This is a genomic window from Helcococcus kunzii ATCC 51366, assembly GCF_000245755.1.
GTDB lineage: Bacteria > Bacillota > Clostridia > Tissierellales > Peptoniphilaceae > Helcococcus > Helcococcus kunzii.
Genome location: NZ_JH601088.1, coordinates 1,450,512 through 1,475,240, shown reverse-complemented (window position 1 = coordinate 1,475,240; position 24,729 = coordinate 1,450,512). Strand labels below are relative to the sequence as shown.

Annotated in this window: 24 protein-coding genes; 17 read left to right on the top strand and 7 right to left on the bottom strand. The window is 29.4% G+C overall.

The features are described from left to right. Positions 1-342: 342 nt before the first annotated feature. From HMPREF9709_RS06775 to HMPREF9709_RS06760, 4 genes are all read left to right on the top strand, one after another. The gene (locus HMPREF9709_RS06775; protein ID WP_005398854.1) at positions 343-987 is read left to right on the top strand and encodes a DUF3267 domain-containing protein; all 645 of its coding nucleotides are present in this window, start codon (positions 343-345) and stop codon (positions 985-987) included. A 25-nt stretch (positions 988-1,012) separates the two neighbouring features. Continuing rightward, positions 1,013-4,111, top strand: coding sequence for an isoleucine--tRNA ligase (gene ileS / locus HMPREF9709_RS06770; protein WP_040463898.1), 3,099 nt, complete (start codon positions 1,013-1,015; stop codon positions 4,109-4,111). A 151-nt stretch (positions 4,112-4,262) separates the two neighbouring features. Further along, on the top strand, positions 4,263-5,144 hold the full coding sequence (locus HMPREF9709_RS06765; protein ID WP_005398852.1) for a helix-turn-helix domain-containing protein: 882 nt from the start codon (positions 4,263-4,265) through the stop codon (positions 5,142-5,144). 126 nt (positions 5,145-5,270) lie between these two features. Continuing rightward, entirely contained in the window at positions 5,271-6,506 is a 1,236-nt protein-coding gene (locus HMPREF9709_RS06760) for an MFS transporter (protein WP_005398851.1), read from the top strand. Between the two features lie 42 nt (positions 6,507-6,548). Here HMPREF9709_RS06760 and HMPREF9709_RS06755 read toward each other — a convergent pair whose 3' ends face one another. From HMPREF9709_RS06755 to HMPREF9709_RS06735, 5 genes are all read right to left on the bottom strand, one after another. Further along, positions 6,549-7,862: a PTS sugar transporter subunit IIC gene (locus tag HMPREF9709_RS06755; RefSeq protein WP_005398850.1), complete on the bottom strand. Its 1,314-nt coding sequence runs from the start codon at positions 7,860-7,862 to the stop codon at positions 6,549-6,551. Then, positions 7,855-9,207, bottom strand: coding sequence for a glycoside hydrolase family 1 protein (locus HMPREF9709_RS06750; RefSeq protein ID WP_005398849.1), 1,353 nt, complete (start codon positions 9,205-9,207; stop codon positions 7,855-7,857). The genes HMPREF9709_RS06755 and HMPREF9709_RS06750 overlap by 8 nt, the downstream gene beginning before the upstream one ends. Before the next feature lie 84 nt (positions 9,208-9,291). Next, entirely contained in the window at positions 9,292-9,606 is a 315-nt protein-coding gene (locus HMPREF9709_RS06745; protein ID WP_005398848.1) for a PTS cellobiose transporter subunit IIB, read from the bottom strand. Position 9,607: 1 nt separating this feature from the next. Then, entirely contained in the window at positions 9,608-9,943 is a 336-nt protein-coding gene (locus HMPREF9709_RS06740) for a PTS sugar transporter subunit IIA (protein WP_005398847.1), read from the bottom strand. Positions 9,944-9,959: 16 nt separating this feature from the next. Next, positions 9,960-11,843: a BglG family transcription antiterminator gene (locus tag HMPREF9709_RS06735; protein ID WP_005398846.1), complete on the bottom strand. Its 1,884-nt coding sequence runs from the start codon at positions 11,841-11,843 to the stop codon at positions 9,960-9,962. 766 nt (positions 11,844-12,609) lie between these two features. Here HMPREF9709_RS06735 and HMPREF9709_RS06730 point away from each other — a divergent pair. The 10 genes from HMPREF9709_RS06730 to atpC are packed head-to-tail and all read left to right on the top strand — an operon-like array spanning position 12,610 to position 19,493. Continuing rightward, positions 12,610-12,837 carry an AtpZ/AtpI family protein gene (locus HMPREF9709_RS06730; RefSeq protein WP_005398845.1) on the top strand — a complete coding sequence of 76 codons (228 nt, stop codon included), beginning with the start codon at positions 12,610-12,612 and terminating at the stop codon, positions 12,835-12,837. Continuing rightward, a complete protein-coding gene (locus HMPREF9709_RS06725; RefSeq protein WP_005398844.1) occupies positions 12,824-13,237 on the top strand; it encodes an ATP synthase subunit I in 414 nt (137 codons plus the stop codon). The genes HMPREF9709_RS06730 and HMPREF9709_RS06725 overlap by 14 nt, the downstream gene beginning before the upstream one ends. Further along, on the top strand, positions 13,227-13,916 hold the full coding sequence (locus HMPREF9709_RS06720) for a F0F1 ATP synthase subunit A (RefSeq protein ID WP_005398843.1): 690 nt from the start codon (positions 13,227-13,229) through the stop codon (positions 13,914-13,916). Before HMPREF9709_RS06725 ends, HMPREF9709_RS06720 begins: the two co-directional genes overlap by 11 nt. A gap of 16 nt (positions 13,917-13,932) precedes the next feature. Then, entirely contained in the window at positions 13,933-14,193 is a 261-nt protein-coding gene (atpE, locus tag HMPREF9709_RS06715; protein ID WP_005398842.1) for an ATP synthase F0 subunit C, read from the top strand. A gap of 22 nt (positions 14,194-14,215) precedes the next feature. After that, the gene (gene atpF, locus HMPREF9709_RS06710) at positions 14,216-14,725 is read left to right on the top strand and encodes a F0F1 ATP synthase subunit B (RefSeq protein ID WP_005398841.1); all 510 of its coding nucleotides are present in this window, start codon (positions 14,216-14,218) and stop codon (positions 14,723-14,725) included. After that, a complete protein-coding gene (gene atpH / locus HMPREF9709_RS06705; protein ID WP_005398840.1) occupies positions 14,718-15,254 on the top strand; it encodes an ATP synthase F1 subunit delta in 537 nt (178 codons plus the stop codon). The genes atpF and atpH overlap by 8 nt, the downstream gene beginning before the upstream one ends. 4 nt (positions 15,255-15,258) lie before the next feature. Further along, complete coding sequence (atpA, locus tag HMPREF9709_RS06700) at positions 15,259-16,761, top strand: F0F1 ATP synthase subunit alpha (protein WP_005398839.1); 1,503 nt, start codon at positions 15,259-15,261, stop codon at positions 16,759-16,761. 12 nt (positions 16,762-16,773) lie between these two features. After that, positions 16,774-17,667 carry an ATP synthase F1 subunit gamma gene (atpG, locus tag HMPREF9709_RS06695; RefSeq protein WP_005398838.1) on the top strand — a complete coding sequence of 298 codons (894 nt, stop codon included), beginning with the start codon at positions 16,774-16,776 and terminating at the stop codon, positions 17,665-17,667. Positions 17,668-17,681: 14 nt separating this feature from the next. Continuing rightward, entirely contained in the window at positions 17,682-19,079 is a 1,398-nt protein-coding gene (gene atpD / locus HMPREF9709_RS06690; protein ID WP_005398837.1) for a F0F1 ATP synthase subunit beta, read from the top strand. A 9-nt stretch (positions 19,080-19,088) separates the two neighbouring features. Beyond that, entirely contained in the window at positions 19,089-19,493 is a 405-nt protein-coding gene (gene atpC, locus HMPREF9709_RS06685; RefSeq protein WP_005398836.1) for an ATP synthase F1 subunit epsilon, read from the top strand. Between the two features lie 881 nt (positions 19,494-20,374). Here atpC and HMPREF9709_RS06680 read toward each other — a convergent pair. Beyond that, complete coding sequence (locus HMPREF9709_RS06680; protein ID WP_005398835.1) at positions 20,375-20,656, bottom strand: helix-turn-helix transcriptional regulator; 282 nt, start codon at positions 20,654-20,656, stop codon at positions 20,375-20,377. 142 nt (positions 20,657-20,798) lie between these two features. Between HMPREF9709_RS06680 and holA the strand changes: the two genes are divergently transcribed. Together holA and HMPREF9709_RS06670 are read left to right on the top strand one after the other, a co-directional pair. Further along, entirely contained in the window at positions 20,799-21,827 is a 1,029-nt protein-coding gene (gene holA / locus HMPREF9709_RS06675; protein ID WP_005398834.1) for a DNA polymerase III subunit delta, read from the top strand. A 1-nt stretch (position 21,828) separates the two neighbouring features. Further along, positions 21,829-22,572 carry a hypothetical protein gene (locus HMPREF9709_RS06670; RefSeq protein ID WP_005398833.1) on the top strand — a complete coding sequence of 248 codons (744 nt, stop codon included), beginning with the start codon at positions 21,829-21,831 and terminating at the stop codon, positions 22,570-22,572. Between the two features lie 96 nt (positions 22,573-22,668). Here HMPREF9709_RS06670 and HMPREF9709_RS06665 read toward each other — a convergent pair whose 3' ends face one another. Continuing rightward, positions 22,669-23,349, bottom strand: coding sequence for an N-acetylmannosamine-6-phosphate 2-epimerase (locus tag HMPREF9709_RS06665; protein ID WP_005398832.1), 681 nt, complete (start codon positions 23,347-23,349; stop codon positions 22,669-22,671). 462 nt (positions 23,350-23,811) lie between these two features. Here HMPREF9709_RS06665 and HMPREF9709_RS06660 point away from each other — a divergent pair, with 462 nt between their 5' ends. After that, positions 23,812-24,012, top strand: coding sequence for a cold-shock protein (locus HMPREF9709_RS06660; protein ID WP_005398831.1), 201 nt, complete (start codon positions 23,812-23,814; stop codon positions 24,010-24,012). Positions 24,013-24,729 lie beyond the last annotated feature (717 nt).

The window sequence follows — 24,729 nt, the reverse complement described above, 5'->3', positions numbered from 1 at the left end:
GTATAAAATTGAAATATTAAATTTATACTGAGAAACATTCGTAAAATGGCAGTATAAACGATAAATTTTAGAAAATATACTGAAAAATTTTAGTTAGAGATTCCAAAAAAACAGTATAAAATTACAGAATCAGACATTAAGCTGAGAAAATAAAGAAAAACTTCAGTATAATATGAGAAAATGAAAAATAAGCTGAGCAAAAAAATTGAGCGACAGTATAAAATTAAACTATCAAAATTATACTGAAAATATTAGATAATATTTATAAAAAATGTTCAAAACTCGAAATTGATTAAGCTTAAAATAGACAAATAATGGAATGATAGGAGATTATGTAATAAAATGAGTATGGACAGAAAGCTTTCGAAGCAAGAAGAGAAAAGATTAGAGGAATTTAATATAATAAAAGAAGATTTAATTTCTAAAGGGTATGAGGAAAATTTTTTAACTATCGGAATTATTAAGGCGAATGTATTTGCAATTATTTTTATGATACCTTTTTGGATACTTTTTTCATATTGGTTTAAGGTTCACAATAATGTAGATAAATCATTACTTAGTATGTCGTCTGGATCTTTCTTTTTAGATAACTTATTGTTTTTAGGTTTGTGTCTTGTATTGATTGTACTACATGAATTAACTCATGGTGTGACTTGGGCGATGTTTTCGAAAAATGGATTTAAGGATATTTCATTTGGAATAAGTTGGAAATGGATTACGCCTTATTGCACGTGTAAAACACCTCTGAAGAAAAGTGAATACATTGTTGGTGCATTGACACCTTTATTGTTTACTGGATTGTTGCCAGCTATTTTAGGAGTGTATCTTAATTCATTTATTCTAACTATTGTTGGAGTATTTTTGATTGGAGGAGCGGCAGGTGACATTATGATGGTTTACAAATTATTAAAATATAAAGCAAAATCAAATGATACTTTGATTTATGATCATCCTACTGAGGTGGGATCGGTAATTTTTGAAAGATAATTAATATATAAAAAAAGAGGAGAGAATTATGAAGTTTAAGGAATTATCAGATTTAGATGTTGCTTCCAGAGAAAAAGAAATATCTGAATACTGGAAAGAAATAAATTTATTAAAACAATCAACTGAAACTAGAAAAGATGGTCCTTCATATGTGTTTTATGATGGTCCTCCAACAGCGAATGGTAAACCTGGTATTCACCACGTTATATCACGTACATTAAAGGATATGACTGTGAGATACAAGACTATGAGAGGTTTTTATGTTGAAAGAAAAGCTGGTTGGGATACACATGGTTTGCCAGTTGAAATAGAAGCAGAAAAGAAATTAAAGCTAAATTCTAAAAAAGAAATTGAAGAATATGGTGTTGAAAAATTTAATAAAGTATGTAGAGATTCAGTATTTACATATAGTGGATTGTGGAGAGAAATGTCAGACAGAATGGCATTTTTAGCTGATATGGATAATCCATATATCACACTTGATAATAATTATATTGAAACAGTGTGGCATTTATTAGATGATTTCAACAAAAAGGGACTTCTATACAGAGGGGCAAAGATTTTACCATATTGTCCAAGATGTGGTACAGGATTAGCATCTCATGAGGTTGCTCAAGGATATAAGGAAATTAAGTCTCAAACGGCTGTTGCTAAGTTCAAATTAAAAGATAAAGAAAATGAATATTTCTTAGCATGGACAACAACTCCATGGACATTGCCATCAAACGTAGCACTTACAGTTGGCCCAGATATTGATTATGTAAAAGTTAAACAAGATGATAATTACTATTATGTTGCAAAAGCGTTAGCGACAAAAGTGCTTGGTGAAGATTATGAAATTGTCGAAGAAATGAAGGGGAAGGATCTTGAATATATTGAATATGAACAACTTCTTCCATTCTTAGAAGTAGACAAAAAAGCATTTTTCGTAACACTTGCTGACTATGTAAGTATCGAAGACGGTACAGGTATTGTCCATTCCGCGCCTGCATTTGGGGAAGATGACTATCAAACAGGAAGAAGATACGATTTACCAATGTTAAACCCTGTTGATGAAGAAGGTAAATTTACTGCAACTCCATGGAAAGGTACATTTGTAATGGATGCTGATTTAGATATCATCATTCATTTAGGTAAAGAAGAAAAGATTTATGCTAAACAAAAAATGGAACACAACTATCCACACTGTTGGAGATGTGGTACTCCATTAATCTATTACTCAAAACCTTCATGGTATTTGGAAGTGACAAAAGTTCAAGATCAAATGATTAAGAATAATAAAGGTGTAAACTGGTTCCCTGCTCATACTGGTGAAAAGAGATTTGGAAATTGGTTAGAAAACCTTAAAGATTGGGCAATTTCCAGAGAAAGATATTGGGGAACTCCATTACCAATTTGGATGGATTCAAAAGGAAACTTTAAGACAATTGGTTCTAGGGAAGAGTTGGCAAGATTAGCAGTAGAAGAAGTTGATCCAGAAACAATTGACTTGCATAGACCTTTTGTTGATGATATTCACATTAAAAATGAAGATAATGGGGAAATTATGACAAGAGTGCCAGAAGTATTAGACGTATGGTTTGATTCTGGTGCTATGCCATTCGCACAAAATCACTATCCATTCGAACATGAAGATAATTTTGAAAAACTATTCCCAGCGGATTTCATTTCAGAAGGTATTGATCAAACTCGTGGATGGTTCTATACATTGATGGCAATTTCAACAATGTATAAAGGTGTTGCACCATACAAAAATGTTTTAGTAAATGACTTGGTTTTAGATAAAGATGGTAAGAAAATGTCTAAATCAAGAGGAAATACATTAGATCCATTTGAAATGTTTGACAAACATGGAGCAGATGCAATCAGATTCTATTCCATCTATGTTTCTCCAGCATGGGTACCTACAAAATTTGATGAAGATGGTGTTAGAGAGGTTGAAACTAAACTATTTAGAACATATAGAAATATTTACTCATTCTTCCAACTTTATGCAAATACTGATAATGTAGACCCAACTACATTCTTCGTGGATTATAAAGATAGACCAGAAATTGACAGATGGTTGATTTCTAAATTTAATTCACTTGTAAAATATTACGATGAACAAATGGAAATCTTCGAATATACACAAGTTTCTAAGAAAATTTTAGAATTTTTAGTTGAAGATTTTTCAAATTGGTACATTAGAAGAAACAGAAGAAGATTCTGGAAATCAGAAATAAATGATGACAAGAAATCAGTATATAACACAACTTATGAAGTTTTAGTTGGAATAACTAAATTGCTTGCTCCAATGATACCATTCACAACAGAAGAAATGTATCAAAAACTTGTTGGAAACACTTCTGTTCATCTAGAAGAATTGCCAAAATTAGATGAAAGTCTGATTGATAAGAAATTAGAAGAAAAGATGGATCTTGCAAGACAAATCGTTACATTGGGTAGATCTTCAAGAGAAGATGCGGGGATTAAAGTAAGACAACCACTTTCAGAAATCCTATTAGATAAAAAACACGAAGAAATCATTTCAGATTTATCATATCTAATCAAGGAAGAATTAAATGTGAAAGAAGTTGTGTTTAGCGATGATATTTCTAAATTTATGAACTACGAATTGAAACCTAACTTCAAGGTTGCTGGTTCAATTTTAGGTAAGAAAATCGGTGCTTTAGCTAAAGAATTAAAATCAATTGATGCCAAAGCATTCGTTGAAAAACTTGAAAACGGCCCAGTTACAATGAATCTAAATGGCGAAGACACAGAAATTATAAAAGATTATATTGAAATCAGAATTTCAAGCAAAGAAGGTTTCGATGTTTCAATGGATAAAAATGTCTTTGTAATTTTGGATACAGAACTAAACGAAGAGCTACTTCAAGAAGGTTATATGAGAGAATTTGTTTCAAAAGTACAACAAATGAGAAAATCAAACGGTTATGAAGTAATGGATGAAATTGAAATCTACTTCGAATCAGATGATGAACTATTTAATGCTCTAAGTAAATTTGAAACAGAAATCAAAAAAGAAACATTGGCTCAAAAATTCGAAAGAAAAGAATTAGACACTGAAGAATTAGAATTAAATGATAAATCAGTGAAAATTGAGTTAAAGAGAATATAAAAATATAAATCCACTGAAGGTACTAGTCCTCGCTCCTTAGGGAGTTGAGGGGTGCTTAGGTGGATTTTTTATTAAATAAAACATTTTGAATAATATTATTTTTTCATATATACTAATAATAATTTGAATATAAGAAAAATATTGAGGTATTATGGAAAATTTAGGTAAAACTTTTAAGGAATTAAGAATTTCTCGAAAACTTACTCTTCAAGAGATAGCAAATGACGAATTTTCAATATCAATGCTTTCAAAATTTGAAAATGGAAAGACCGAAATAAGTGTAAATAAATTAAATATGGCATTATCAAATTTACATATGTCTATCAATGAATTTTATTATTTAGCAAATGATTTGGAATATGATAAATTTAGAGAGATATATTTTAAATCTATTAGATTGAAGAATAGAAAAGATTTAAAGGGTTTAATGAAATTATACAATGAACAAATTGCATTAAGTAAAACTTCTAAATTAAGCAAATTTAAATTACTAGATTCTATCATTATTGCAAGTGCTATAAAAGAACTCGATGAAAGTTTTGAATTAACAGAGGAACAAAGAGCTTTAATGCACGACTATCTTTTTACAATCGAGATCTGGGGTGAATACGAAATGATCCTATTTACAAGTTCTATAGAATTTTTCAAAGCTAAAGTTTATCTTAACTATGCTAGAGAAATGCTTAAAAAAATCGATTATTTTAAGGATATGTCAGCAATTAATAACATGTTACAAACAGCTATAATTCAAGGGTTATTTCTATCAATAGACCAAGACTATGAATTTGGTGCTTCCTATTTTAATAAAAAAGCGTATGAATACATTTATGATACAAGAGATGCATATATGAAAATTATTTATATGTTTGCGAATGGCTATTATAAAATATATAAGGGCGAAATAGAAAATGGAAAACAATCAATAGAAAAGTCATTAGAAATATTACAAACATTAGGGTATACTGAGCAATATCAATATTACAAAACATCATATGAAAATATTTTAAAAACATTTAGATCAGAGAACAAATAATTTGTTTTCTGATTTTTCTTTTATTCAAGAAAATAATAGTATAACCATTCTCTTTGTAAAATATATTTATAAGCTGATGGCTTAAATATTATTAATCATAGTTGATATTAATAGTGAGGAGAATAAATGAAACTATTATTAAAAAATAAAAAGTACAGATTACAAGTCATTTCAAGATTTATAAGTGATATAGGAGAGTATCTATTTAATATCGTTTTTGTTGTTTATGCTGCGAATGTGTATAAATCAGAATTAGCAGTAAGTATAGCATCTGTAGTTGCACTTTTGCCTATATTTTTAGAATTATATACCGGAATCCTTGCTGACGGTACCAAAAATAAGAAGAAAAAAATATATGCAATAGGGTGGATCCAAGCTACTTTATTTGTTATTGCATATTTTCTTATTGGAAATAATTCCATTCTGGCTTTTGCGACTTTATCTTTGATAAATATTACATCTGATAGTGTTGGATTATATCTAAGTAATCTTGAGTACACATTCTTTAATAAAATTGTAATTAAAGAAGATATAAGAGAGGCATCTCTTTTTAATCAAGTAATGTATAGACTAAAATCTCTAATAGGACCAGCTTTGGGTGTTTGGTTGCTTTCAATTTCAAACAACAACTACAAACTAATCACATTGATAAACGCGGCGACATTTGCAATCTATGCAATAATGTCCTATAGAATTTATCGCGATTTAGATAGCCCCAAAGTTGCAGAAAAAGAAAATTTCAGAACTAAAATTAAAGAAATATTTAGAAATATAGTTATGGTTTTTGAACAAGATGAAGATAATAAAGGCATGGCAAGTAAAATGATTGTAACAGATTCTTTAATGGGAGGGGTGTCAACAGCAATTAACAATATGGTAATGGTATCATTCGTCTTAAATCCGATGTTTTCACTATCATTTGAACATTTAACCTTACTATCCTCAATACTTTTCACCACAACCGCAATCGTCTCTGGAATGTTTGCCAATGATATATTTTCTAAAATGTCTCTTAAAAAGCTATTTGAAATTTCTATATATTTTTCAATAATTTCAGCAGTGCTATTTTTTATAAATTCCGATATTTCAAGATTAATAGGATATACCTTCGCTGCAAGTAGCTTTTACGTAAGAATTAAAACAGGTCCAAAAAGAACTGCCGCAATATTTGAATATGTCTCTGAAGATAGATTAGCAAGCGTAACATCTGCCATGCAATTCGTCAGTATGGTTTCACTTCCGATTATAACTGGATTGATGTTAACTTTATATAACTTAAATAAAAATATAGCGTGGACTCTTTCAATTATTATACTTGTGGGGAATTTATTGTGGTTAGGTAAAAGGAAAAAGGAGCTGTAGGGGAAGAGATTCATTCACCAACAGCTCCAAAATTTTGGTATCTTATTTCATTAATTCTTTTTCAGCTTGTCTCTTTAGAATATTTGCGCTTATCTTTATAAATGGTAAATAAAGCAATACACCTATAACAATAATGGCGAGTTGAACAATTACAGCTCTAAAATCTGCTCCAGTTGCCAAATATGCATTTAGAAGTGGAGGTGTTGTCCATGGAACCATCACGGTTACTTTATTCATAAAACCAAGTGTAGTTGCAAAATAAGCAATTACTATACCAATAGCTGGTAATGCTACGAATGGAATCATCATAGGAAGGTTAAATACTATTGGAAAACCAAAAATTACTGGTTCGTTAATATTAAATAACCCTGGTGCTATTGATAAATCTGCTAATTGTTTATATTGCTCATGTTTTCTGAAAAATATGTATATCGCTATTAATAAACATATTGTAGAACCTGTACCTCCTAACATTCCAAAAGTAGGAACAAATGAAGAGTTAATAATATGTGGTATTTCCTTGCCTGCATTTAGAGCTGCCATATTTTCATTCATATTTACTAATAGAAGTGGATCTAAAATGGTACCATTAATAACAGATTGGTGAATACCAAATGTAAACAATAGATTACCTAAACTATAGATAATTACTGTTCCCACTAGAGAAGTATTTACTCTTCTTAATGGTTCTTGTATTAATCGTGTAATTAATGTGATTAGATCAGTTTTAAATATAGTAAATAATAAGAATGATATTACTGAAAATATTATTAATGTTATCATAAAAGGGAACATATTACTAAAAGAGGCACTAACTGCAGGAGGCACATCACCTCCCAAATCTACTTTTAATTTTTTTATCCCAGATAATTTAATGAATATTTCGGCAGAAAGTAGACCAACTATTATACCTCCAAACATACCAGTTGACCCGATATTTTGAAATGATAATACGCCGCTTACAGTTGTTTCTGCTTCATTAATATCTAACATTTTTATTGTTTGTGGCATCATTATCACTAAAGAAGCTAATGCAATAACAATTGCAGTAACAGGACTCTTAAAGTTTTTATTAATAGATAATGAATAGGCAGAAATACCGCAAACTATCAAACCTGAAAGGTTTAATGTTGCATTTTGTATTGAAGTTGCCCAGTATTGAGCTGTTTTTAATTGTTCGTCTGATAATACTTTTGGAAATATTACAGCGTTAATTAAAACTGCTAAACCAGCTAAAATAAATAATGGCATCATAAGCGCAAATGTATCTCTTAATGATTTTAGATGCACTTGTGAACCAAATTTCATTGCAGCATTTGAAAATTTATCAATGAAAGATTGTTTCTCATTATTCATATTCAGTGTCCTTTCCATCAGATTCAAAGACTTTTTTTAGATAATTAAAACTTTTCTTTTTAATTCTTCTTAAATCTTTCAAATCATTGTTTGTTCTATTGACGAAAACAGCACCATATCTTTTTTCCATATCTCCAGTAGATGATAGAATGTCAATTAGTCCCCAACCAAGATATCCAATACATTGAACGCCATCGTTAATTGCTTTGTTCATAGCTTCAATATGTCCTTTATGATATTTTATTCTAGTATCATCTTCAATGTATTCATTTTCAGGTAGTTTTTCTCTTATACCTATACCATTTTCAACTATAAAAAGAGGTATCTGACAGAAATCATAAATATTTCTCATTGAGATATATAGTCCATCTGGATCAATTTCCCAGTTCCATTCTGATCTATCTAAATATTTATTATCCACAAAGCCTTGTGCTTTAAGAGGGTTAAATTCATAATTCTCATTACTTATTGTTTGTGATTGATAATAACTGAAAGAAATAAAATCAGATTTCATAGCATTTATATATTCTATATCTTCGGTAGTAATATCTAATTCTATATCATTATTAACTAGGTATTTTGTAAAGAATTGAGGATATCCTTTACCTGTAAATAGATATAGATGTACTAAATTATAAAAACTATCATAATCTTTTGCTAATAGTACATCAGCAGGATTTGATGAATTTGGATAATATGGTGCATATGCAAGCATTCCTCCTATTTTCAAATCAGGATAATTTTCTCTTATATAGTTTTCTATTTTAGCATGAGATATCATAGCATAATGTTGGATTTCATACAGGTTATCTAATGTATGTTCTTTCTTACTACCAGCAATTCTAAATGCTGCGTCAAAAGAAAATATGTTTTGTTCATTAAATGTTAACCAGTATTTAACTTTTTTATTAAATCTATCTATAACTGTTTTTCCATATTCAACAAAATAATCGAGAACAGTTCTAGATGAAAATCCATTGTATTTTTCACTTAATTCTAATGGCATATCAAAGTGATAAAGGCAAATAATTGGTTCTATTTCATTTTCAATTAGACAATCTATTAAATTGTCATAAAATTCTAAACCTTCTTCATTGACTTGTCCATATCCTTTTGGATATATTCGTGACCATGAAATTTGGAATCTATATGCATTCATGCCCATTTCTTTCATCAATTTTATATCTTCTTCATATCTGTGATATTCATCAATTGCAACTTTCCAATCACTTGAATTTTCAGTGGCTTCTATAATATCGTATACAGATTTTCCTTTTCCACCAATATTATATGCACCCTCCGTTTGCATTGATGAAGTAGAATTTCCCCACATAAATTTACTCATTATTATCTCCTATAAACGTTAATTAAATATTATAATTGTCTATGTTAAATAAATTATTTTTATATTAATATTTGAAAAGTTAAATTAAATATTTTCAAGTATTATTTTTGATAGCTTTTCTAATGCTATTGGTGTTGGTGCATAGGCATCAAAAGTTACTTGAGCAATATTAGAATTATTTTGATCTGCAATTTTCTTAATATCATTGAATAACATTCTAACTTGTGGACTTATTAACAATAAATCATAATGTTTTTCGTCAAATAAACTTTCATTTGCCATTGCTGTTGTTGAAGTTACATTAATATCTTCTCCTTTTTTTTGTAATAGCTCTGTTATTTTCTTTGCAATCATAGAACTACTCATACCTGCGTTACATAATAAAAGTACTTCCTTCATATTATTTACCTCCTTCCATTTTTTTCAATTTTTTATAAAGCTTAAGAAGTCTTTTTGCATTATCAATAGCCATAGTTGCAAGAGTAAGGTGATCTTGAGCATGTACCATGATAATATTGACATCATATTTATCTCCATTTGCTTCATTAGTTAATAATTCTGCATGAAGTTTATGACATTCGTAAAATTGTTCTTGAGCTTTTTTTATTAAATTTTCTGATGATTCAAAATCAAAATTTTCAGTAGCATCCATAGACTCGTTTGATAACGAACGAGATTCTCCGGCTAAAACAATGATGTTAAATGCTAATTCATATTCTTTTTCGATTTCGTCCATAATTTGTCCTCCTGTTTTATAGGTTTAAGAATAATTCTAGAAATTCTTCAATTTCTTGAAAATTTGCTGAATTATTTATTGCTTCAATATTATTAAGATAGGTTCCTAATTTGTCATAAAATAAAGTCATATCCCCATTATCTTTTCCAATAAATAGAGATATTATTATTTTCACTTTATTGTCGTCCCATATAATCGGTTTATCTAACGAAGAAATTATCATAAAGGTATCGGTATTTACCGGTTCTAAAATATGAGGTATAGCAACACCATTACTAAATGATGTATTTCCTAATCTTTCTCTATTTTGAAATTGAGTATAAATATATTCTTTTTCTAAATTTATATATTTACTAGCTTCTAAAGAGAGGGATTTTAATATTTCGTTTTTTGTTTTAACTTTTAAATGTTTCAAATATATGGAATTTTTAAATATCTTATTCATTTTATTTATTGCATGATAATTTATAGCAGAACTTATACTTTTCACATCTTTATCTTTAAAAATAATGTCGGCATATATTATTGGTATTTTTGTATCTAAAATAATATTTAAGGATGATACAATAAAATCAAATTCCTCTAGATTTATATCTTTTATATTATGTAAATCAGTTGTTTCGATTTTATCGATTTGGTTTTTAAATTGATTTTCTAATTGTGATTTCATGATCATAGCAGAAGATTTGCCGCTTCCACATATAACTAAAATATTTTTTTTGTTACTCTTATTTGGATTTTCCATTGCTGCCATGATGTGTAAAGCAATATATCCAATTTCATCTTCAGATATTTTGACATGATATTTATTGTTAATTATCCTTGAGCCAATTGTGGCAATTTGAAACGATAGGGGATGATTTTTAATATCATTAATTATTGGATTTTTCAAATTAAATCCATATTTAATTCTGTAACTTAATATGGCTAAATGAGTACTCAAAGAAAAATATAAATCAATATTGTCTCTAAAGTCATAATTTGTTACCCTATAAATTTCTTTAATAATGTCATCAGTTAACGATAATATTTCTTGGGAAATTTTATCTTGTTTCACGACGGAGTTTTTTGCTATAAGGTGCATTGTTAGATATAGAAATTCCTGATATGGTATCTCTATATCTAAATTTTCCTGTAATTCATTAATAATTTTTTCGGCGATTTTAGCTTCCTTGAATGTTATTACCTTCTCTTCAATATCTTGAGGTAAAACAATTACTTTATTATTGCTTATCCTTATAATCAAAATAAATAAATGAATTATCAAATTTTGTTGATTTATATGTGAAAGATAGTAATCATCTCCGAAATCAAGATTTGTAATAGTTGCCTCAATTTTCTTAAATAATTTCTTTTCTTGATTATTATTAAATAAAATGTCATCTTCACCTATTTCATCTTTAATAGCCATCCTTATATCTTTTTCCTTACCGGATATCTTCATTCCATAATATGGTTTAGAAATAATTGACAGATTATAATTATCTAAATGTTCTTTTATTTCAATCATATCTTTATTAATTTGGGATTTTGAAACATATAACATATCAGATAATTCCTGCTGTTTAATATAATTGTTTGAGAATAACAATAAGCGAAGAATAATTTTATATCTTGAGTATTTGTCACTACTCTCTTGAGATATATATGCTAACTTATACCAATCATTTCTAAGAAATTTTCTAAACTTCTTATCGTTGTATATTATAAATTTGAAATCTTCATTATTATTTATATATATCTCAGCACCATTTTTTATTATTGTTTTATTAAGTTTTGAAATTTCATCTATAATATTTGTTTTGTCAACTGTAAGAATATTTGATAATTCTTGAATATTGTGATATTCATAGTCTGAAGTTAAATAATCAAATATTTGTTTACTTAATGTTTCAATCATGATCTTTTCCTAACTAAATTACTGATATCGTATTCCGTAAATATAGAGTATCAACATGGTAAATCAACTTCAACACAAAAATAATAGTTGAAAGAAATAATTTGTTGTTATGATGTTTAAATTTTGGCTTTAACCCTAGTGTTTAGAATTTTTTCAATCCGCTAGGGCTGTGGTCTATCTTATGTAATTATTTCACTATCATTTACTTTGCAAATCTCAAATATCTCATTTTACCAAGTAGTATTTTCTTCACATTTACTTGGGTAAATTCAATATATCGATTTTACCAAGTAATTTTATTTCACTATTTACTTTGTAAATTTCAAAAACTAAAATTACCCAAGTAATATGATGAATTTTACTACTTGGTATTTTTCAAAAACTAAAATTACCAAGTAAATCCTCTAAATTTCAACCAATAAAGCTTAAACCAGTCAATATTACAACCATTAAAAGCACAAAGATCCATTCTCCTGCAATTTCCATTTTCCAACACAAAAATCCATTCTCACACATTCATCCATTCTGACACAATTTACATTTCCCTCGAAAAATCCATTCCCACTAAAATCCTTCACTAAAAAACTATCGACACAATTTAGACAAAGTTTACCTATACACTTTACATATAAGGTAGATATTTGTCAGAAAAATTTTTATCGGATAGTTTACATTTTCAATAAAAAAGGTATAATTGTTTCGTTTTAGAAATGTTTAATTAACACAAACTTTATGTTAATATATAAATATATAACAAGGAGTAGATATGAAAGCTTTAGTATTGATTACACAAGTTGGGATAAATTTGGCAACACCAATAGTTTTGTGTGCTTTATTAGGTTCATGGATTGATAAGAAAGTCGGTACTAAGTGGATTTTTTCTGTAATATTTATCTTACTTGGTATAGCATCAGGATTTTTAAGTACGTATAGATTAATTATGGCGTTTAATAAATCTAAGAAAGAAGAGGAAAAAGTTAGTGAAGGAAAATGACAGATATGTTCAAAATATTATCTTAAAAGCGTTAGCCGTCATCATAATTGAGAGCATATTAATTTTTGTTATTTTTGGGAATAATTTTTTCCCTTTATTTTTTGGTCTGTTATTGGGTGGATTTGTTAATATAGCTTTCTTTTACATATTGTATAGAAATATTATTAAAGCTATGGACAAAACTGAAGCTCAGGCTAAAAAATATATGACGATGACTTATACCTTAAGATATATATTGTCAGCGGTCGTACTTTTTGTTACGATAAAGTCAGATTATTTGAATGTGTTTACTTGTTTTATTGGTTTATTGACAATTAAGTTAACATTTTATATAAATAATTTGATATCATTGTTTGGTAAAAACAATTCTATAAGAAAGGAAGGTAAAGATGGACATTAGTATAGATTTTATGTTTAATGGAAAGACATATACTATGCGCCCTGAAATAGTAAACTCTATACTTGTTGTACTTGTACTTTGCATAATTTCAATAATTATAGGAAAGAAGGCTAAAAAAGCAGACTTTAGAGAAAAACCAAAAGGGATTCTACATATTGCAGAGATTTTTGTTGAATCAATTGAGCATTTGGTAGAAATTACAATGGGTAAGAAGAATCTCCCATTTGCGCCATTTATAGGATCACTTGCGGCGTTTCTAGCGGTTTCCAACCTTTTAGGTTTGTTGGCGTTAAAACCTCCAACATCTAATTATACTGTACCGCTAGTCTTATCAGCAATTACAACATTTTTAGTTCATTACTATAATATTAAACTGAATGGAGTTAAAGCTTATCTTAAACAATACATTGAACCAATAGCGATATTATTGCCGATAAATATTATTTCGCAATTTTCTGGCTTGATATCAATGTCATTCCGTTTATTTGGTAATGTACTAAGTGGAGTTATAGTTACAGGGTTATTGTATGCAGCATTTAATAGCATATCAATATTTATCACACCATTCTTGACACCAGTATTTCACGCATACTTTGACGTGTTCGCTGGATTGATACAAACTTTTGTTTTTATTATGTTAACTATGGTAAATATTTCGTTAGCAATCGGAGAGGATTAATTTTTAGGAGGAAAAAATGGGAAACATTAGTAGTGAAGCTTTTATATTAGGAATGTCAGCTTTAGGAGCTGGTATAGCAATGGTAGCAGGTTTAGGACCTGGGATTGGACAAGGATTTGCAGCTGGTAAAGCTGTAGAAGCAGTAGGAAGACAACCTGAAGCAAAAAATGATGTTATTCAAGTTCTTTTAATTGGTTGTGCGGTAGCAGAATCAACAGGTATTTATTCATTAGTTATTGCAGTTCTATTATTATTCGTTAAACCATTAATAGGATAGTCAGCGTAGAAAGGGAGTCGTGATGTTAGATATTAATCCACAAGTTATCCCTCAAATACCTGATTTGTTTGTTCAATTAGCAGCAACATTGATTTTGTTTCTTGTAATGAGACATTTTCTATTTAAGCCGGTAAAGAAACTTTTAGATGATAGAAAAAACTTTATCGAAGAAGGTGTCAAAACAGCAGAAGAAGCAAAATTAGCAATTGAAAGAAGTCAGGAAGAATACGACAAAAGAATACTTGAAGCAAAAAAAGAATCTTCAGAAATTATTTCTCAAGCGAGAATGTATGGTGAAGATCTAAAAAGTAAAGCTGTGCAAGAATCAAAAGCGTTGGCTCAAGCTGAATATGATAAGAGTATAAAAGCTATAGAGTCAGAAAGAGAAAAGACTATGAAATCAATGAATGATGAAATAGTTGATATTGCGATTTCTGCTGCAGAAAAAGTATTAAGAGAAAAAGTCGGTGAAGATACCGATAAAAAAATGGTGAAATCATTAATTAAGGATTTGGAGGATTCTTATGAATAATCAAGCTAGTAGGGTTTATTCACAAGCATTTTTCGAATTATCAAAGGAAACAAAAAATTTAGATAGACATATGGATGATTTGAAGGAAATTTCAAAAACATTGGGAGAATTTCCAGACATTCATACATTATTAAATAATCCAAATGTCACTAAAGAAGATAAAAAAGAGTTGATTTCAAGCGTTTTTAATTATGTCGATAATAAAACATTAAATCTTATTAAAGTGTTGATAGATAAGTCAAGATTTAATATTTTTGATGATTTTTTAAGGGAATATAAAAGACAATATAATCTTGAAAAAAATATTGCAGAAGGTATAGTTTATTCTGCAAATAAATTGGATGAACAAGAGTTGTCAGATTTAAAAAAAGTTTTAGAGAAAAAGATAAATAAAAAAGTTGAGCTAATTAATGAAATTGATAAATCATTAATTGCAGGGGTTTCTGTTTTTATTGATGGAAAAAGAATTGATAACAGCATTAAGACAAGACTTGAAAGTTTGAGAAGCTCAATAAAGGAAAGAAGGTGAATGGATGAAATTAAAGCCAGAAGAGATTAGTTCAGTCATAAAAACTATGATTGATAAATATGATCAAAAAACTCAAATAGTTGACGAAGGTACAATTATTGAAGTTGGTGATGGTATTTCACGTGTTCATGGACTTGAAAATTGTATGGCTGGAGAGCTATTAGAATTTGAAGGTGGCGTATATGGAATGGCGCTTAACCTTGAAGAAAACAACATTGGTGCTGTTTTATTAGGTGATGAAGTAAAACTAAAAGAAGGTAGTAAAGTTAAGAGAACTGGAAATATCGTAGAAGTTCCAGTTGGTGATGCTTTAATTGGTAGAGTTGTTAACTCTCTAGGACAAGCTATCGATGGTAAAGGTAGCATCAATACTACTAAAACTAGACCTGTAGAAGCACCAGCTCCTCAAGTTATTGACAGAAAGTCAGTTGATGAACCACTTCAAACAGGTATTAAAGCGATTGATACTCTTATACCAATCGGTAAGGGCCAAAGAGAGTTAATCATCGGTGATAGACAAACAGGTAAAACAACAATTGCAACAGATACTATTTTGAACCAAAAAGGTAAAAATGTAATTTGTATTTATGTAGCGATTGGTCAAAAGGAATCAACAGTTGCTGGTATAGTTGATCTTTTCGAAAGAAAGGGAGCAATGGACTATACAATAGTTGTTTCAGAATCAGCAAGTAGATTATCTCCATTGCAATATTTAGCACCATATTCTGGTGTTGCTATGGCAGAAGAATTTATGCACCAAGGAAAAGATGTTTTAATCGTTTATGATGATTTAACTAAACATGCGGTGGCATATAGAGCAATGTCACTTCTATTAAGAAGACCACCAGGACGTGAAGCATATCCAGGGGATGTATTCTATTTACATTCAAGATTGCTGGAAAGAGCTGCAAAATTAAGTGATAAATTGGGTGGTGGCTCAATCACAGCATTACCAATAATTGAAACACAAGCTGGAGACATTTCAGCATACATTCCTACAAATGTAATTTCTATTACAGATGGACAAATATTCTTAGAATCAGAGCTATTCTTCTCTGGACAAAGACCAGCGGTAAACTCTGGTTTGTCAGTATCTAGAGTAGGTGGTTCAGCTCAAACTCAAGCGATGAAGAAAGTATCAGGTGGTATTAAACTTGAACTTGCTCAATTTAGAGAACTTGAAGCATTTTCACAATTCGGTTCAGAATTGGATAAAGCAACACAATCTAAATTAGATCATGGTAGAAAAGTTATGGAAATTATGAAACAACCACAAAATTCTCCAAGAGATATGAGTGATCAAGTAATCGTGCTTTATGCGACAACTAATAGAATGATTGATGATATTGAATTAGAAAGAATATCAGATTTTGAACTAGGATTAATTGAATATGCTCAAAATAATTATTCTGACCTAAGAGAAAGAATTATTTCAGAACCATTTTCTGATGAATTGAAAGAGGAAATCAAGAATTTAATTAATGAATTTAAGAAGACCTTCGCTTAGAAAGAGGTAATTATGGCGGGTAACACAAAAGATATTAAGAGAAGAATTCAAAGTATCGGAAGCATAATGCAGATTACCAATGCTATGGAGCTTGTATCATCAGCAAAATTAAGAAAAGCTAGGGTTAGACTTGAAGGTACTAAACCATATTTTGATACGGTTTATAACAATATTACAGAAATTTTATCCAGCACAACTGAAAAATCAAAGTTGATGGAAAAAAGGGAAGTAAAAAATCGAGCTATCTTAATTATGTCATCTGAAAAGGGACTTGCTGGTGGATATAATATCAATGTAGTAAATGAAGCGTTGAAATTTTTTGATAATAAAGATATTACAAATCATGTATTTACAACAGGAAACAAATCTGTTGATTTAATGAAAAGAAGAGGATATGAAGTAAATAATGACTTTACATCTATTCACGAGGATCCAGTAATTGAGGATGCTGCAGCGATTGGTTCATATTTTGCAAATAAATTTGAACAAAAAGTATTTGATGAAGTTGTCATTGTATATACAAAGTTTAATTCTATCATTTCATTAGAGCCAGCAGTAAAGACCATTTTACCGGCTGGATTTGTGAGACGTGACAATACTGGAATTAATGAAGATATTAATTATCAATATATCAAAAGCGACAAGAAACTTGATTATGATTTCGAACCATCAGTTTCAGCCGTTTTATCTCAAATGATTAAGCAATTTATAAACGTGACAATTTACGGATGTTTACTTGAATCTTCTGTTGCAGAACAAGCTTCAAGAAGAACAGCTATGGAAAATGCGACCTCAAATGGGGAAGAGATACTTGAAGAATTACATTTAGATTATAACAGAGCAAGACAATCAACAATTACACAAGAAATCACTGAAATTGTTGGTGGTGCGGAAGCTCTTAAATAAAGAAAGGAATAGACATGGCGAATGAGAATATTGGTAGAGTAGTCCAAGTTATCGGACCTGTGCTAGATATAAGATTTTCATTAGGTAATTTGCCTAATCTATTGAATGCGATTGAAATAAGAAAAGAAGACAGAACTATCATTGCAGAAGTTTCTCAACATATTGGAGATGACTTAGTAAGATGTATTGCTATGTCATCTACAGATGGATTGGTAAGAGGTGATGAAGCCATCGATACTGGCGCACCAATTTCCGTTCCGGTTGGGGAAGACACTCTTGGTAGATTATTCAATGTGCTAGGTGAAACAATAGATGAAAGAGGACCAATAAAAAATTCACAATTATCACCAATTCATAGAAAAGCACCAGTTTTTGAAGACTTAACACCATCTACAGAAATATTTGAAACTGGTATTAAAGTTATTGACTTAATTGCTCCATATTCAAAAGGTGGTAAGGTTGGCTTATTCGGTGGTGCCGGGGTAGGTAAAACAGTTTTAATTCAAGAATTAATCAACAATATTGCAAAAGAACATGGTGGTATTTCAGTTTTTGCTGGTGTAGGTGAAAGAACTAGAGAAGGAAATGACTTATACTATGAAATGATGGATTCAGGCGTTTTAGACAAAACAGCACTTGTTTTCGGTCAAATGAACGAATCACCAGGAGCTAGAATGCGTGTAGCTCTTACTGGTCTTACAATGGCAGAATATTTCAGAGATGAAAAACATCAAGACGTATTGTTGTTTATCGACAATATTTTTAGATTTACACAAGCGGGATCAGAAGTTTCAGCTTTACTAGGTCGTATGCCTTCTGCGGTTGGATATCAGCCAACACTAGCTACAGAAATGGGACAATTACAAGAAAGAATCACTTCTACAAGACAAGGTTCAATCACATCAGTTCAAGCAGTTTATGTGCCTGCTGATGACTTGACTGACCCAGCTCCAGCAACAACTTTTGCGCACTTGGATGCGACAACAGTATTATCAAGACAAATTTCTGAATTAGGTATTTATCCTGCTGTTGACCCACTAGAGTCTTCATCAAGAATACTTTCAGAAGACATTGTTGGTAAAAAACATTACGAATGTGCAAGAAGAGTACAAGAAACTTTACAAAGATATAAAGATTTACAAGATATTATTTCAATCCTAGGAATGGACGAATTATCAGAAGACGATAAGATTACGGTAGCAAGAGCAAGAAAAATCCAAAGATTTTTATCACAACCATTTACAGTTGCCGAACCATTCACAGGTACTCCTGGTAAATATGTTCCAATTGAAGAAACAATAAGAGGATTTGAAGAAATACTTGATGGTAAACATGACGATTTACCAGAATCAGCTTTCCTATTTGTAGGAACTATCGAAGAAGCGGTGGCAAAAGCTAAAGAAATGGAATAGGAGGAAACTATGTCAGAATTAAAATTAAAAATAGTTACTCCGGACAAAGTGTTTTTTGATGACGAAATTGATATGCTTATAGCTAGAAGTTCAGCGGGTGATTTTGCAATCTTGAAAAATCACCATCCTATGATAGCATCACTTGATATTAGAGCATTAAAAATAAAAATTAATGATAAATTCTTACTTGCTGCAGTTGCGGGTGGCTATTTAACATTTAAAGATAATGAAATAGTCATTATGTCAGATGCGTGTGAGTGGAGTGAAGATATCGATGAAAACAGAGCTATTGTGGCAAAAGAAAGAGCGGAAAGAAGACTAAAAGAAGCTGTAGATAAGAGACAAATTGATATTGCAGAACTAGAATTAAAAAGAGCTATCAATAGACTTAACATTAAACAAAATAAAATGTAATATAAAAATATAGAGGTTCATCAATCTCCTTTGGGAAAATTGGCGGACCTCTTAAATTTTATAAAATAAGGAAACAGAGCAACACGAATTGCTCTGTTTTATTAAGGTGGAGGACATATTGTCCCCAATATGAAAAAAATATGACGCTTTGCGTCTCCATAAAATATGTATTGCCGTAAGTACTGTTTGGCAACTATCCCAATATTATATAGGGTGATGCATTAAATGTTAATCATTTAGCCTGAGTCAACGATGACATTAATAACATCAAAATGATATTTCTAATATCACTATTATAATAATATAAAGTTTTTATAAAGTCAAATATTTTGTGATAAATATATATGAGGGTGTGGAATGGGAAGCTTGAGGGAAATGATTCTGTAGGTCAATTATATATGAGAGTGTGGAATCTGGCGTTTTGAGTGGGAATGGGGTTTATTGTGAAAGATGTAATTGGGAGATTTAAGTTTACAAAAGTGATTATCATGTTTCGTTAAATAGAAGTATTCCTTGACCCTAGCGTTTCAGTAATTTCTTAATTTGCTAGGGGCGTGCCAATGATATTTATTTTTGCCAGAAAATTGTAAAGCGAAATTTTGACTCTAAGTAAATTTTATGTTCCAAATATACCCGCCCAGGTATATAAAAATTATATATTTTCATTCCTTAAATGCGTTTAAATACTTAAATATTAATATATATAAAACGATGAAAAAAATTCCGAAGGAATTTTTACATCATTAATTATACTTAATTCTTTATTTTATCACTATTACAAAAAATTAACATTCTGACAAAATATTTTACAAAATTTTATCTCTAAAATGTTTTAAATTAAAAAACTATTTCATTTAGTCAATGAAATAGTCATATGTGGTTTATTTCTTATTACGTAAATGATTTACCATACTGTAAACCATTTCGGCGTCTTTTACTTCTAAGTCGCTAATATCGAGTGTAGAAGTTTCTTCTAATCCGAGTAAATAATCTGTGGAAGTTTTAAATGTTTTCGCAAGTTTAATCAAATATTTAATTGAAGGATTTGTTAGTCCTTGTTCCCATGCGTTAACACTTGAGCGTGAAATACCAAGAATTCGAGCAAGATCAGCTTGTGTCAAGTTTAATTGCTTTCTTAATTCTTTTATACGTTCGTCAATCATTTCACCCTCCATATTTGAATTTTATACGAAAAGATTTTAAATCACATTATCAAAATGATATTTTAAACTGACAAATCTTATCTATAGTTAATTTGAAATTATTCTTTGTAAAAATATGTGTTAAAATATATTAGAGGTGAATATGGATTATATAGATTTATTAAATAATTTAGATAGCAATAAATTAAAAAATATAAATTTGATTCAGGTTGAAGATAAATACTTTTTAGATTTAGCTGTAAAATCATTGAAAAAAGATTTTATTGGTGAAGAATTTCTCGATTTTAACTTTGAAAGATTAGATTTTGAAAAACTTACATCTGATAAATACGAAAGTTGTGTAGAAACATTGCCTTTGATGTCAGATAGAAGATTAGTTATCATTGATAATTGTGATTTAAATAGAGATTCATTAAAAAAATATGAGGAAATACTTGACGTCATGCAAAAGTCATTTGATGATTTTAACACGATGACATATTTATTTTTAATATATGAATCTGAAAAATTATTTAAGGGAAAATTTGTAAAGAGTATAGATAAAAATGGTGATATATATAATTTTTCAAGATTAGATAAAAGACAGTTTTATAGATTTATAAAAAAATATTTCTTATCCAATAAAATAAAATTAGATGATAAATCTACCAGTTTAATTGCAGATAGATTGAGATATTTAGACAAAGATGCAAATAGAACTCTTTATGATATTGAAAATGAATTGTCCAAACTTGCAAACAATATTAAGTCAAACACTCCAAGTTATGATGAAATTGAAGAAAGTATAATAGATACTTTTGAAGAAAAGATTTTTGGTCTATTAGATTATATGAGTACAAAAGATGCGACTAAAGCGTTGAATGCATTCCACACCATGAAAAATGAAGATGTTGCAATGATTTATTATATGATTATAAGACAAATTAGAAATATGATATGCGTAAAGGACTGTGTTCAAAAAAGAATTAATCCGCAGACTTCGCAAAATTATTGCGGATTAAAATCTTTTGAATATGGCAAGTTGGAGAGATTTATTTCAAAATATAAAATGAGTGATCTGCTTTATTTACATCATTTGTGTTTTGAAAGTGAAAAATATATTAAGACTTCAAAGAGGACATTTTATGAAGTCATTGAACGAATAATTCTCGCATTTTGTGTAGGAGTTTAGTATGGATTTAACAAAAGTATTAATAATTTTAATTGCAGTTTTAATTCTAATTACACTTTATGTAATTATTAAATTGAATAAATTTATGCGTGCCATTCTAAATGAAGATAAAAAAGAATTCAATATCAACACTGATTTTAATGTTGAAAATGAAATTGAAAATAGCAAATTGCAATCAAATAATCAAAATCTAACTAAACTTAAAGAAATAAACACGGAAATCAACATTGAAGAGGCGCAACAATTTGTACAACATACCTTGATTTCTATGTTCCGCACCATAGAAGAATACAATATGGACAATATTTCTTACTATAGCGATTTAATTTATTATAAACTGAAGGACATCATTTCCAAACAAAAAGAATTACAACAGAATGAATATTTCAAAAACGTAAATATCCATTCCGTTTATTTAGTTGATGTTGAAGGAAGTAAGGGCTATACAAGCCTAGTATTTGAAATCAACATTTCTCTAAAACACTACATTCAGCAAAATACAGAGATTATTTTTGGAAACCCCGACGAAACTATCGCTGATCGATATATCATTTCCATAGTCTATGTTGACAATGTCGCTGAAATGGAATATGAAACAAAACGAACAAATATCCATGGTGTAAACTGTCCAAATTGCGGCGAATCTCTTAGAGAACTAAAAGATATAGAATGTATGGTTTGTGGAAATGATAACTCTAGCTTAATTGAAAAACGTTTTGTCGCTATTGATTTTAATAGGGGATGAGATAGAAAAAAATGGGAACCAAATATTAGAAGATATAATATGGTTCCAATTTTTTTATTTTAAATTGTAGAATTAATAAATTTCATAATTGTTTTGTTATTCAAATCTTTCCCCCAAAACATCCACAAATTTCTTTGTAATTAATTGTGGTCTTGTGATTGCTGAGCCTACAACAGCGCTATAGACACCACATTCGTAGGCTTTCTTTAGATCTTCTGGGGTATTGATTTTTCCTTCCGCTATAACGGGTGTGTTTGTCATTTCGACTATTTTTTTTGTAGATTCGAAGTCAGGTCCATCGTAGTTTTTGCTATAGTTTGTATAGCCAAAAAGGGTGGTTGATAGGATATCGAATCCAATTTTTTCTGCTTCAAGGCATTCTTCTAAAGTAGAGCAGTCAGCCATTGCTAATTTACCGTGAGAATGTATTAGTTCTACTAAGTCTTCGATTTTCTCATCATTTGGTCTTTTTCTATTTGTGGCATCTAAAGCTATGATTTCACAATTTGTTGTAAGTAATGCTTCTACTTCGTTTTTTGTTGGAGTTATAAATACTTCACTATCAGGATAGTTTTTCTTTATAATCCCAATAATTGGTAAGTCAACCTGTTTTTGAATTTCTAAAATATCTTCAACAGATTGTGCTCTTATGCCACTAGCACCTCCTTCTTTTGCAGCGATTGCCATTCTTCCCATAATGAAACTTGAATGAAGTGGTTCATCTGGAAGAGCCTGACATGAAACAATAAGTTTTCCTTTTAATTTTTCTAAACACATAATTTCCTCCTAGGTAATTTAATTATACAAAGTTGTGAATTTATTATCAACACAAAATCATATTTAGTATTCTCTTTCAATAATTTAATTTTTTTCCTAATTTTTTAAATTTATTGAAAGTACTTTCAGCAAAATAATTTTATCACATATTTTTAATTAAACATATGAACAAAAAGACTTATTTGACTCGCGACATAGATATGAGCAATTGGAGTAGGTTGAGATAAGGGATGATTTATAAAAGAGTATAATTAATGGAATTTCTACTATTTAAGACCTTTTATTTTTGAAAACACTATACATTCCTACTATTAAAGGTTATACTTAAGCAGTAGTAAATAATATATTAATTAGATTTTACATTTTTTCAAGAAAATATTTTATCTTCATTAACAATTATATTACACAAAATTTATTTGCCAGAGGGCAGTTATTCTAGAAGGGATAACAGGAGGATAAGATATGAATAAGGGAACAGTAAAATGGTTTAACAATGAAAAGGGATTTGGATTTATTACAGGTGAAGATAACAAAGATTTATTTGTTCATCAATCATCCATTCAAGCTGAAGGTTTTAGATCTTTAGAAGAAGGTGAATCTGTGTCATATGATATCGAAAGAGATCAAAGAGGCGCAAAAGCTGTTAATGTTGTAAAATTATAATATAAATATTTCATTAATGTTTGTTGGGGATGCTATTTTTTGTAGCATTCTTTTTTTTTGGGGTTTTCCTGATTAATTTGGGATATTTGATTTAGTCAGGAAAAAGTTTCGCTTGGTTTTCCTGATTAATTTTGGATTCTTGATTTAGTCAGGAAAGAATTTTGCCTGGTTTTCCTGATTAATTTAGGATTTGCCATTTAGTCAGGAAAGAATTTTGCCTGGTTTTCCTGATTAATTTGGGATTTTGGATTTAGTCAGGAAAAATTTCCGTTTGATTTTCCTGATTATTTTAGGAATTGGGATTTAATCAGGAAAAACGTATGATATTTTTTCCTGTCTATTTTTGAATTCCTAATTTAATCAGGAAATGCAGTCATTAATTGTACCTGTTTATTTTCAAATTTACGTTTTAATCAGGAAATTTCCTTAAAAATCTTTCCTGTTTATTTTCGTTTTTACAATTTAATCAGGAAATTCACCACTCAGCACATTTTACATGTGTATTTCGTGATATTTCAATTACACATGTAATGTTTTTGCCCATTTTACATGTCTATTTGACCTTTCTTCATTTACACATGTAATGACAAAAAATTTATACATGTGTAATTCCACTTTCTCCATTTCGACATGTAATTAAAAGAATTTTTCTATATGTGTAATCCCAATTTTTCCATTCACACATGTAATTCAATCATTTCTCACGTGATTTAAAAA